The 12,028-nt window shown below is 39.3% G+C and carries 8 protein-coding genes; all 8 read right to left on the bottom strand.

Going from position 1 to position 12,028, the window contains the following annotated elements; genetic code table 11:
• Nucleotides 1-33: 33 nt before the first annotated feature.
• The 8 genes from accC to MKL33_RS03155 all read right to left on the bottom strand — a co-directional run bounded on the left by accC (nt 34) and on the right by MKL33_RS03155 (nt 12,025).
• A complete protein-coding gene (accC, locus tag MKL33_RS03190) occupies nt 34-1,401 on the bottom strand; it encodes an acetyl-CoA carboxylase biotin carboxylase subunit (protein WP_002115704.1) in 1,368 nt (455 codons plus the stop codon).
• 17 nt (nt 1,402-1,418) lie between these two features.
• The gene (gene accB, locus MKL33_RS03185) at nt 1,419-1,838 is read right to left on the bottom strand and encodes an acetyl-CoA carboxylase biotin carboxyl carrier protein (protein ID WP_000354611.1); all 420 of its coding nucleotides are present in this window, start codon (nt 1,836-1,838) and stop codon (nt 1,419-1,421) included.
• Nucleotides 1,839-1,855: 17 nt separating this feature from the next.
• Nucleotides 1,856-2,311: a type II 3-dehydroquinate dehydratase gene (gene aroQ, locus MKL33_RS03180; protein WP_119685271.1), complete on the bottom strand. Its 456-nt coding sequence runs from the start codon at nt 2,309-2,311 to the stop codon at nt 1,856-1,858.
• Nucleotides 2,312-2,546: 235 nt separating this feature from the next.
• Nucleotides 2,547-3,872 carry a Y-family DNA polymerase gene (locus MKL33_RS03175; RefSeq protein WP_033847358.1) on the bottom strand — a complete coding sequence of 442 codons (1,326 nt, stop codon included), beginning with the start codon at nt 3,870-3,872 and terminating at the stop codon, nt 2,547-2,549.
• Between the two features lie 266 nt (nt 3,873-4,138).
• Nucleotides 4,139-6,376 carry a TonB-dependent receptor gene (locus MKL33_RS03170; protein WP_270906438.1) on the bottom strand — a complete coding sequence of 746 codons (2,238 nt, stop codon included), beginning with the start codon at nt 6,374-6,376 and terminating at the stop codon, nt 4,139-4,141.
• A 153-nt stretch (nt 6,377-6,529) separates the two neighbouring features.
• Nucleotides 6,530-7,303 (bottom strand): HpcH/HpaI aldolase family protein, encoded by a 774-nt coding sequence (locus MKL33_RS03165; protein ID WP_060466260.1) that lies wholly within the window; start codon nt 7,301-7,303, stop codon nt 6,530-6,532.
• On the bottom strand, nt 7,296-10,823 hold the full coding sequence (locus MKL33_RS03160) for an IucA/IucC family protein (RefSeq protein ID WP_270906437.1): 3,528 nt from the start codon (nt 10,821-10,823) through the stop codon (nt 7,296-7,298). Before MKL33_RS03160 ends, MKL33_RS03165 begins: the two co-directional genes overlap by 8 nt.
• Complete coding sequence (locus MKL33_RS03155; RefSeq protein WP_005073856.1) at nt 10,820-12,025, bottom strand: MFS transporter; 1,206 nt, start codon at nt 12,023-12,025, stop codon at nt 10,820-10,822. The genes MKL33_RS03160 and MKL33_RS03155 overlap by 4 nt, the downstream gene beginning before the upstream one ends.
• Nucleotides 12,026-12,028 lie beyond the last annotated feature (3 nt).

Below are 12,028 nucleotides of genomic sequence, written 5' to 3'. Positions count from 1 at the left end.
AAAAAGCCTCTTAAAAATAAGAGGCTTTTTTTATTATGCAGTTTCAGCTTTCTTTTCTTCGACTTGCTTTAACAAGTGTTTTTCAAGGTAATGGATATCCATTGCTTGAGAGCAGAAACTCTTATCTTGCAAAATAAGATCTTTATGTAGAGGAATATTTGTTTTAATTCCCGTAAGGATCATTTCATCTAGTGCTTGACGCATACGAGCAATTGAAGTTTCACGGTCTTTACCATGAGAAATCAATTTAGCAATCATAGAGTCATAGTAAGGTGGAATGCTGTATTCTGGGTAGATATGAGAATCTAAACGAATACCAGCGCCGCCTGGCGCATAGAAACTTTCAATTTTACCTGGTGAAGGTAAGAAGGTTGTAGGATCTTCTGCATTGATACGGCATTCAATTGCATGTCCTTGAACTTTGATATCTTCTTGTTGAAGCTCTAGTCCTAGGCCACCAGCAATACGTAACTGTTGTTCAATAATATCGACACCGGTAACCATTTCAGTTACAGGGTGCTCAACCTGAACACGAGTATTCATTTCAATAAAGAAGAATTCACCGTCTTCAAATAAGAATTCAAACGTACCAGCACCACGATACTGCATCAACTGACATGCATGAACACAAGCTTCTAAAATATCAGCTCGAGCTTGCTCTGGTAGGTTTGGTGCAGGTGCTTCTTCTAGTACTTTTTGATGGCGACGTTGTAATGAACAGTCGCGGTCATATAAATGAATTGCATGACCATTACCATCACCAAGAACTTGAACTTCGACATGGCGAGGTTTTTGTAAGAAGCGTTCCATGTAAACGGTATCATCACCGAACCACATTTCTGCATCGCGCTGCGCTGCTTGAACTGATTCAAGTAGTGTATCTACACGCTCAACAATACGCATACCACGACCACCACCACCAGAAGCCGCTTTAACAATAAGCGGGAAGCCGATTTCTTTCGCTTCTGCCAAGGCATTGTGGATGGTTACTGCATGGTCGCAACCTGGTACAGTAGGTACGCCAGCTTTTTTCATGGCAACAATCGCAGAAACTTTATTCCCCATAAGGCGGATATGTTCTGGACGTGGACCAATAAAAGTAAAGCCTGAGCTTTCTACAATTTCAGCAAACTCAGCATTTTCTGAAAGGAAACCATAACCCGGGTGAATAGCATCAGCACCGGTAATTTCTGCAGCAGTAATAATTGCCGGGATATTTAAATAGCTATCACTACTTGCGCCCGGACCAATACATACTGCTTCATCAACAAAACGTAAATGCATCAAATCCTTGTCGGCATCTGAATAGATACCAACAGTCTTGATTCCTAATGTTTTACAAGCCCGGGTAATACGTAAAGCGATTTCACCACGGTTTGCAATTAAAACTTTTTGCAACATAGACGTCCCCGGGGTAATTACGCGCGATAACGGAATAAAGGTTGACCGAATTGGATAACTTCACCATTTTTCACTAAAATTTCTTCAATCACGCCACTTTGAGTTGCTTCAATTGGGTTCATGATTTTCATTGCTTCAATAATACCCAAAGTTTCACCAGCAGATACTGTTTGGCCTACTTTAACAAATGGTGCTTCACCTGGGCTTGGAGCAGCGTAGAACACGCCAACCATTGGAGAAGTTTCAACTGCTCCACGCGGTGTTTTTGCAACTGGTGCTTCTGCAACAGGAGCAGCCGGAAGTGCTACACCAGCCGCAGCAACGACAGGATTGCGACGAGTTAAAGCGATTGATTGATCACCTTCTTTAACTTCGATCGCTTGCAAGTCAGACTCAATCATTAAATCGATGAGTTTCTTAATTTTGCGGATATCCATGGGCGACTATTCCTAAACTAGTTTGGGTTAGATGGTTGAATTTTTTCAATAGCGTAATCGAGCGCAAAACGATAGCCTTTTGCACCTAGACCACAAATCACGCCAATTGCTTTATCAGATAAATAAGAATGATGTCTGAATGCCTCTCTTGCATGGACATTAGACAAATGAACTTCAATGAATGGAATCGCAACGCCAAGCAGGGCATCACGTAGAGCAACTGAAGTGTGGGTGAGGGCAGCAGGGTTAATAATAATAAGTTTTACGCCTTCAGTTTGTGCCTGATGAATACGATCAACAAGGGCACCTTCCCAGTTGCTTTGAAAAGTATCTAATGTGATTGAAGCTTGTTGAGCTTGGCTAATAAGTTGTTGGTTAATATCATCTAAGGTAAGATGACCATATACTTCTGGTTCGCGTTTTCCCAGCAAATTCAAATTCGGTCCATGAATCACCAAAATGGTCGAACTCATTCAGATTGCTCCAGCTCTAAAGTTGCAAATATTCTTTGCAAGATGTCTGCAAAGTTTGCTTATTATGGCATATGTTTCTACAATTTTTTTATAATTTGTTTTCATCGTCGCAGAAAGGGTATACCAAATTCGGCTTATATATTGTAAATTTTGCGATGATTTAGCAATGTTAAAAAATGACAAAATTTCAAGTAATTTAATGGAGCTTATTTTAAACTGAATTGACAAAAACAGTTCATGTATTTTGTGTAACGGCTATAGAGTTCTCTCCAATCACTAATAGCTCATTCCATCGAGTTAGATAATTTTTTGAACGGTGACATTGTTTCATGTGCCAAGATGGATTACGGGAATGATAACCGACTTGTAAATAGTGACTGCCAAATCGGTTACGAACTGTGCTGAGCGTTTGCATTAATTGTTGTCTTTGCTGAATCAACTCAAGAGGTTGCCATAAATCATCAATGTGATGTTGGCGGGGATGCAACCCACAAAATAAAACTCCAATCTTAATGTATTTTTTATTTTCTTTATATAAAACATCAATTTGCTGCATGGCTGCTTTTGTTAATATGCATAAATCATCTGTTGCATAATTTAAGCCTATCGCTTGAGAAGATGCTTTTTTATAAGGTGGTTTATCTATTTTTTCATAAAGCAAGACTTGAACGCAGGCACAGAGCTGTTCTTGTTTCATTAAACGGCGATGAGCACGGTTGAGATGAAAAATAAGTGCTTGCTTAATAATTTCAATGCTGGACAAAGCTTGAGCAAAACTACGTGATGCTAAAATTCGTTTGGTGACAATTGCAGGATCGTCGAGTTGAATACAGGATTGGCCTTTTAGCTCACGAATGGTACGCGCCATAACCACAGAAAAAGCTTTTGCTAGATGATGCTCATTGGCAAAAGTTAAGTCTAAGCATGAATAAATCTCATAACTCCGTAATTGTTTGACTAATTGATAGCCAATTCCCCAGACTTCTTTGACTGAAGTGTGTTGCATGAGGTCTTCAAGAAGCAGAGGATCTAAAGTAGTGAAATTACAAATTCTATTAAAGCTTCTAATTTTTTTAGCATAGTGATTGGCTAATTTTGCTTGAGTTTTTGAATATCCGATGCCAATACAACAGGGTAAGCTTAACCATTCTTCTAAGGTTTCTACGACTTTGACACAATAAGAATGAATATCTAGAGATTGAAGGTAAGGGGTAAGGCGAATAAAACATTCATCTATAGAATAAGCTTCTAAATCATCGGGCGAGAAAAACTCACCAAGAACTGAAAAAAAGCGACGTGACATTTCAGCATACAAAGTGTAGTTGCTTGAATAGACGTGTACACCTGCTTGAAGAGCTTCTTGTTCGATTTGATACCATGGAATACCCATTTTGATACCCATATTTTTTGCTTCTTCACTACGTGATACAACACATCCGTCGTTATTAGAAAGTACTACGACTGGTAGACCAATAAGTTTGGGATTAAATAGTCGCTCACAACTCACATAACAATTATTAATGTCTACGAGGGCGTAAATTTCGCGGTGTGAGATTTCCATTATGATTTGCCCCGTGAAAAATATTGGTAAAACTACATATTGATATTGTTTTCATAAACACAGCGATGAGGGGTGTTGGATGAAAAAGTTGCATCTTGAATATGTAACAAAATCAAGTTAACAAAATTTTTAGCAGAATGCTAGGGTGGTTCTGTGGGTTTACCTCAGGTTAATAATGGAAAAAATAGATAAGGAATTAATATTTTTAATAAAAAAGGAGATCGCATTGATCTCCTTTTTGTGACACATTCAATGTCAGTTTTTGATTACCACTTATGACTATAAGAAACTTTAAGCGTTGCACCATTTGCCACTAAATGGCTAGTGTTATCGCTAGTTCGTAATAATTGGCTATATAGAGGATAATACTTGCGGTTAAACATGTTCTCTAAACCAATCGTCACAGTGTCTTTTTTGTTAAGCGCAAAGCTACTGATTAAATCTGCTGTTGTATAAGATTTTACATCATAGCGACCAAAACTATTTTTGCCATTTAAACGGTAATCTTCTGAACCGAAGTAAGTAGCTTGCAGGCGGTTCGTCCATGTTTCCGTTGGACTATAGGAAATATAACCTGTGAGTTTTAATGGTGGAATACGGAAGCCTGTCATGTCTTGTTCAGCACCGTTTTGCGGCTTTTCACGACCTTTCATCCATGTAACACTACCACCAGTTCCCCAAACATTGGCATCGTCAAGATAATCAAAAGTTGCTTCAACACCAGTGACTTTTTCTTTGGTTCTAGCGAGTACTAAACCATTGTTGAACGATTGCACAGCACCTAGGTCGGAAGTGGAGTGGAAGACCGCTAAACTTGAAGAGAAGTTATTGAAGTTTCCTTTCCAGCCTAACTCGTAGTTATCTACTTTTACGGGTTCTAAGAATGACGAACCAAGGTTAAAACCTTCACCAGCATTACGAATAATCAAACCAACATCAGGTAATTGGAAACCTTGGTTAAAAGATGCATAAATCGAGTGTTGGTCATTTGGAGAGAAAGTCACATTAGCATTGTACAACCATGCATCAGCTTTCACTTTTCCGCCCTCAACGGTGTAAGGGTTAGGCTTACCTAATTGTGATAAAGGAACAAAGCTATCAATTTGGGCATAGCTATCTTCATAACGCGTACCAGCTTCTGCTGACCATTGGTCATTAAAGCGGTGTTTTAACTGTATAAAACCACCCACACTTTGCGTAGTGAGTTCAGGTAAATAAATAAGTTTGCCAATTTTTACAAACTCTAAGCCACCAGATTGATCATAAATTTTTTGATCGAAAATATCTAAAGGCATTTCGCTTTTTTCGCGGCTAAAGTCACCACCCCAAACCAGTGAGGTGTCACCTAAAAACTCAAGTGGTGTAGTAACAGTTAAGCGGCTACCGAGTACATTATTTTCTTGATAGATCTGATCTACTTGTCCTCCACGATTTGCATTTTTTCGTGCATCAAATGGTGAAAAACGTGTAAAGAAGTCGCGATAATAAATTTGTGCATCAACCTTATTACCAAAAAAGTCTTTATGGTTATAAGTTAAATTGTAGATCTGGTTTTCGTTTTTATTTTGGTCTTTGAGCTTTAAGCCTTTAATTGCTTTCGCTGGTACAGTTCCAGCAGGAGCATTTTTCACACTTGGGTCAGATGCATAATCTGAGTCTTGCTCGGCATTATAATAGTTTGCAGCGAATTGTAGGTATTGGTTGTCATCAATATGATAACCAAGTTTACCACCGATACTATAGCCATCAGAATCATATAAATCGCCCTGACTTGGTTCTGGTGCAACACGGTCACCACTTGCATCGTACGGGCTACCAATACGCTGATAACCAAAGTCTAGTGCATAGTCAAAAGCATTAAAGCTGCCTGTGAAATATTGATGAATATCGCCACTTAAAGCATTAGAACGGAAATTTGTTAAAGGTGTTTGAAGTCCAACAACTGTTTTTGCTGTAGGTTCGCCACCAGCCGCTTTCGTGGTAATTGAAATAATACCACCTGCAGCGCCACCACCATAAATTGCGTTACTGCCTCGAATCACTTCAATGTTGGCAATACTTTCAGGGTCAATTGCTGAAAGTCCGCGTGATGTGTCACGTGTAAGGTTCATTGGTACGCCATCAACCAAGATGAGGGCATTACGGCCACGTAAAGTTTGACCATAATCGGTAATGGTTCGGCTTGAATCTGACAGGCCCGGTACGGCTTTTGCTAAAACGGTTGCAATACTTCCAGATGAACCATTTCTTAAAAGTTCAATTTGTTTTTCATCTAGCTTGGTGACTTGTTTGGCAGAGGTAGAGAGTTCATCTGCACGTGAAGCGGTAATTGTAATTGTAGGAAGTGCCTCAGGCTTTTTTTCAACATCTGTTGTTTCAGAGGCTGAGGCTGCAAAGGCCGAGTTTGAGAGAAAGATGGCCCCACCAAGTGAAAGGAGTGGAATGATATTTTTTACTTCAGACTTCCTGGTAAAAAGTTTGTGACTTTTTATCTTATTTCCCATTGTCTCGCCCTGAGAGTGATTTTAAATTTGTCGAATTATAAGTGAGAATGATTGTAATTCACAATATCGTTGTTGGACAAAAAATAATAAAATTTATTTTTATTAATTGTTGTGTAGAGGAAGGTGCACCCATCGCTCTACACAACTGAAAATTTATGAGATTTCTTTATAAGAATTCAAATGATTTTGATGAGCACGGCGAATAATGCTGCGGTCATCACCGAGTACAAAAAGCTGAACGGATTGTTGTTTCCATGCCGCAATATCTTCAGGTTGTCGGGGAATAGCACAGAAATGCTTTTGACTATTTTTAGTCTTTGCATACATCTCTTGAACTTTTTCTTTCACTTTTGGATGGCTAGATTGCCATGGCATTCCCATAGATTGAGAAAGGTCGGCAGCACCTTCTAGAATAATATCAATACCTTCAACTTTTAATATTTCATCTAGTTGTTCTAGTCCTTCTAAGCTTTCTATCATGGCAACGACAACCGTTTCGTTTGCTGCGTGTTGAACAAAACTAGCTAAATCATCCATGCCATATCGATTTAACCTTGTCGAGTTGAGACCTCTTTGCCCAAGCGGCATATAGTGACAATAGTTCACGGCTTCTTGTGCTTGCTGAGCATTTTCTATACGCGGAAAAACAATACCCGTTACCCCTGCATCGAGCAGAGGTAGAACTAAATGGTTGGCGTTTAACGGCACCCTCACAAAGACATCAAGATTCATGGTTCTAGCGGCTAAAATCATCGTCTCGACTTGAGACGTAGTAAATAAAGTATGTTCCAAGTCGATAATAATAAAGTTGTAGCCCGCAAGTGCCATTTGCTCGACATTAATCGGAGAAGCTACGGAACAAAAGATTCCGTAGAGCGTCTCGCCATTTGCTATTCGTTTCTTAAAAGAAATCGAATGCTTATTCATATTCAATTTCCTTAATAAGGCTGAGCGGGTTCGGCGTGGTTTGTACTCTTAAGCGAATTTCCGGAAGGAAACGGCGGCTTGCGAGCTGTTCAATATCAATGGTGTCATCTGTAAAGTTAAACAATTCATATCGTTCGCTAAACTCTGGGTGAGCTTCTTTATGCTGATTAATGATGGTTCTTAACATGGTCCAGAATTTGATTTCATCGAAGTCATAATGTTCATTTAAGAAAATCGCTAACTCAGCCAGATTTACAAACCAGAGCGCATCTTGAGTAAAGTCTCTTAACTCATTTGGAGAGTGGGTTTCCAAGAACGAGTTCGGGTTAATCTTGGCGTGCTCTTTTGGCGCATCTTGTAAGTTGGGTAAAAAGTTCGGCTCACGTAAAAGATGACGACTAAAACGAATTCCATCATGGAAATCTTTCAAAGCAGCTTTAACGGGTAAGCCATTTTTATGAATTAGTACCATGTTTTGTGCATGTGACTCTAAAGCGAGACCGTGACACCACAAAATATGCATGATTGGTAAATAAGCATTGGTAAGTAATTTTTCTAACCAGAACTCAATACCATACTCTTGGATCCACTCATCGATTAGCGGTTTTTGGTCTGTATCGAGTTGCATTAGTCCTGTTACTGGCGTTGCCGATTCGCCTTCTTTTAAGTAGCTGTAAATACTTTCGCGCCAAATGCAAGCCAGTGCGCCGTATTGAACAGGTAGCGCAATTTGCTGGTTCACTGAAAGACCGCCGATCTCTCTTAAAATAACAGGCTTACGCTGTTTTTCTAAAATATGGTCTTGTTCAATAATGTTATAAAGCCAGTCACTCATTTTTGCCGCATTTTGAACGGTATGCGGTGCCAATACACGAGAGGTCGAGGTATTGACCAAGTTCATTGCCAATTTAAGAGAAAGCGCTGAGATGTCGCTAATATTTGATAATGTGCGAATGGACTGTTGCGGTAAATAAGTCGGACCTTCAATATCTAACGGAATGATCAGTTGGTTGCTGATTGCATCTTGATAATATAATTCAATAATTTTATCCCACTGCCACGGGTGAATTGGAGTGAGGATATAATCTTTAAAATCTACATTTTGCTCTTTCAATTGATTGTTAATGGCTTGTAGATCTTTTTCTGAAAAATGCTGTTTATAAAGCTGCTCTAAGTTAATGGTTTCACTTAAAACCAGTTTGCATAGACTATTATGAGTTGCAACCCATTGAACCGTAAAACCTTCAGAAAGCTCGGGTGCATATTTCTGGTTTTCTTTTAAATCGAAGCCGATACGAGACTTAAAACTTGGGTGATATAAATGTGCATTGGTAATCCGTGCTTCTTGTTCTAAATAAGACAAGGTTCTTAAAGGTTGAGCAGGGGCTTGGCTTAAAGTTTGCGCATGTTTAACGTAAGTTAAATTGAGTTCATCATTAAAGTTTTGCCATTTAACTGGGTCAGCTTCAATAATATTTTTTAGATCGGCAAGTAATGTTTTTAAGTTAGGGCGAGTTTCAGTGCCTAAAGTAATATCAGAACGGACTAAGCTTGAAGGATCTAACTTAATTCGTTTAAAACTAAAGTGTCGTTTGGCCGCGCAGGTATAAAAAACGGTATCGGAAATATAGAACTTGATTTGACCTTTAGAAAACTCGTATTTAAAAGTATTTTCAAAAATGAGTGCTTCTAATAATTGGCCCATCACGCGATTTTCCGCGAGGGTTTTATAATTGGTTTGTTGTGTTGGTTGAAGAGGGCAAAGTGCTTCTGCGCCGCGATATTTATAAATAGGGTTTTCAACTTCAATCCAGATTGGGTTGCCACCACTATGGTAGAGCGTATTTAACATATTTGCCTTGATTGGTAATGTGAGTGAATTAATTAATAAATCGCGGTATTGCTCACCTTTTGCGCTAAAATTTTCTTGCGTGAGCGTAAGGCGTGTGGCTTGCCAAAGTTCAGATTCTTCAATGGCCGTAACTCGTGCAATTGCACTGATGAGATGAGCAATGTGATTGATCACAAGGTAATATTTTAAAAAGGTCCACGCATCTTTCTGAGAGAACCAAACGGTACTATCTTCAGAAATAGATGAGTCGTCTTTTATCATTTCTGGAACAATGCTAATGCCTTCCATGTCTCGAAGAATAAGGCGATGTGGATAGCCGTTTTTAAATTCCATTAAACTATTTTGCATGTGCGCTTCTACGCTAATGCCTTTATTTGCAAACAACTCAATTAATGGAATCAGTGAAACTTTAACGTACTGTTTCCACCAGAAAGTAATGAAGTCTTTCGCATCTTTCGATTGTAGATTTTGGTTGGGTGCCGCTTGCTGAATAAAGCTTAAAAGTGGGATTTCATGGTTTTCATTTTCTTCAACCAAGCCGCCCAGCATTCGGGTATTTTCTAATACATCAGTAGTGAGCCCAGCTCTATAGAGGATGCCAAATGAACTTTCAAGCTCTGGAATTTTGACTGTTTTTGCCTCTAACTCCGGCAGAATCACAAGGTCTGGATATTGCTCACTAATCTTGTGATTAATAATAATTTTGCTCGCATCAATCGCGCGTTCCATTTCATCCATTGGGTTATTACGAATGAAACTGGTAATTCGTACATCAATTGATAGCTTTAAGAATAGATTTGATTGAGGCAACCATACTGTACGAACGGATGAGGTCGGCCATACGGTTTGACCTAAAGCTCCCAGATAGATCACGTCTTGGCTATCTAAATGTTTCTTTAAAGATGGATGTTGAAGTAAGAAATTAGCTTGCCACGGATGGGTTGGCATTAGCTCGTAATTTGCTAAGTTTTCTTGTAAACGTTCTTTTGCAGTTTTTAAAACTTCATCTTCAATACGATGAGAAAGCTGTTCTTCACTTACAAGCTTTTGGATTAAAGAAGAATGGATTGCAAAGTAATGAAGTTGGAAACTTGCGCCTAACTCAGGGCTATATTTTTTCATGTCTTCTTTAGAGAAACCTAAATTGGCTTTAGAGGTCACATGAAAAGGGTGCCCATATAACATGCCTTGTTCCGTAGCCTGAAAACCGCTTAACGCTTTAGTTGCTGTTTGGGAAGGCTTATTTTCTAAAAAGAATTTTGTATTTTCGATACTATTGGCAATATCGGAGTACAGGTTCTTATTTTGGTTTTTATCTTTAAATAGACTATTCAACTCATCTGTAATCAGTTTCACTAACTGTTTAGGGTTGGTGAGTGAGTCAAATGTATTGTCGTTTAAGTTTTGCAGGACAAAACCACGTTGATATCGGTGATAACCCGTAGTTGAAAGATGCTGAACTGCACCATAAACAATCGTGTTAGACGCATTAAACGTATAAGCAAAATACAGTGTGTCTGGTTGCTCAGCATATAGGGTGAATAAAGGAGAATCTTGAGCTGGGATAATGTGCTTTTCAAGATTTACTTTGAGTTCACGAAAGAAAGTATTCAGGTACTGTTCGAAAAGTTTATAAGACCATGCATCGGTTGTAATAATTGAGTTCATTCTTGTGCCTCTTCTAAAATTGTATCCATTAAGAATCTGTTCAAAATCACCACTAATCCCGCACCGATAAAAAATAGTGAGGTGCAGATTAATGCAGCAGTAATATTGAAAAATGAGTAGGTGAGCGTGATCGTGATTGGGCCAATAAGCTGTCCTAAGACAAAGGCACTGTTAGAAATGCCAATCACTTTTCCTTGGCTTTGAGCGCCAGCTTTTAGAGAAATTGTGTGCAAGATCGAAGGAATAAGGGCTGCAAAGCAGAAGCCTTGTATGAGTCGTAATACAAGAATCAGCCAGAGATTAGAAACCCAGATCAATGCGAAAATCGTGATGCCGCAAATTAAGGATGCGTAAATGAAGTTATTAAAAGAGTCTCCTTTATCATCATTTCTTTTCCCCCAATAGGTTGCAGCAATAAAGGCTGCTCCCCATGAAAGCGCATGAATGGTTCCCGTTAAACTCGCAGCAGATAACGATGAGTGAGTGCTTTGGCTTATTTCACTAATGTATAAAACGAAGCAAGACACTAGACCAAAGCCGCCCGCTTGAACCAAAATGCCGGCGCTTAACCATGAAAAAATCGTTCTATCAAAGAAAGCTGGAAGCTTAGATTTCTCTTTGGTTTTTGTGGTTTCGGTTTTAACGGGATTGGTTAATACAAATGACGCAATCACAATGAGTGTCATCACAACAAATGCTGTCGCGTTGAGTAATACTTCAACCCGCCATTGATCCATAAATATCCCGCCGAGCACGGGACCACATAAGCAAGCGAGCGCTACGCTGCTTTGTAGTTGCCCAAAAGCGGCGCCTCGTTGTTGTTCATTCGAGAGATATGAAACATAGGCATTTAAAATCACAGAAAGACCGCAAAAACCGAGTAAAATTCGCGCGAAAATAAACAGGTATAAATGCTGGGCGCTCGCCATGAGCAGTATTGAAATACAGAAACCAGCCAGAGAAAGTAACAAGGCTTTTTTATGGCCGAATGTGTCGGATAGGTGGCCAACAATCGGTGCTGTAAATAAGCTGCCAATAGCTGGAGCCGCGAGTGCCAAACCTGCCCAGATAGTGGGAGCACTCATATGTGCCGTCAGTTTTTCCATATAGAGCGGCATGATTGGAATCAGCACCATGAGCCCGAAAGTAGAAAAAAACTGACAGAGCAAAATAATGAAATGATCTAGGCGAGATGAGCGCATGAT

Origin of the sequence: Acinetobacter sp. AOR43_HL (genome assembly GCF_027854635.1) — a bacterium.
In the GTDB taxonomy this organism is placed as follows: Bacteria; Pseudomonadota; Gammaproteobacteria; order Pseudomonadales; family Moraxellaceae; genus Acinetobacter; species Acinetobacter pittii.
The sequence above is the reverse complement of the archived record's forward strand: the minus strand, read 5'-3'. Positions and strand labels throughout refer to the sequence as shown.

Excerpts from the sequence above, each read along its gene's own strand:
- accB (WP_000354611.1), bottom strand. The coding sequence starts at position 1,838 with ATGGATATCCGCAAAATTAAGAAACTCATCGATTTAATGATTGAGTCT.
- MKL33_RS03155 (WP_005073856.1), bottom strand. The coding sequence starts at position 12,025 with ATGCGCTCATCTCGCCTAGATCATTTCATTATTTTGCTCTGTCAGTTT.
- MKL33_RS03165 (WP_060466260.1), bottom strand. The coding sequence starts at position 7,303 with ATGAATAAGCATTCGATTTCTTTTAAGAAACGAATAGCAAATGGCGAG.
- MKL33_RS03160 (WP_270906437.1), bottom strand. The coding sequence starts at position 10,823 with ATGAACTCAATTATTACAACCGATGCATGGTCTTATAAACTTTTCGAA.
- MKL33_RS03175 (WP_033847358.1), bottom strand. The coding sequence starts at position 3,872 with ATGGAAATCTCACACCGCGAAATTTACGCCCTCGTAGACATTAATAAT.
- MKL33_RS03170 (WP_270906438.1), bottom strand. The coding sequence starts at position 6,376 with ATGGGAAATAAGATAAAAAGTCACAAACTTTTTACCAGGAAGTCTGAA.
- aroQ (WP_119685271.1), bottom strand. The coding sequence starts at position 2,311 with ATGAGTTCGACCATTTTGGTGATTCATGGACCGAATTTGAATTTGCTG.
- accC (WP_002115704.1), bottom strand. The coding sequence starts at position 1,401 with ATGTTGCAAAAAGTTTTAATTGCAAACCGTGGTGAAATCGCTTTACGT.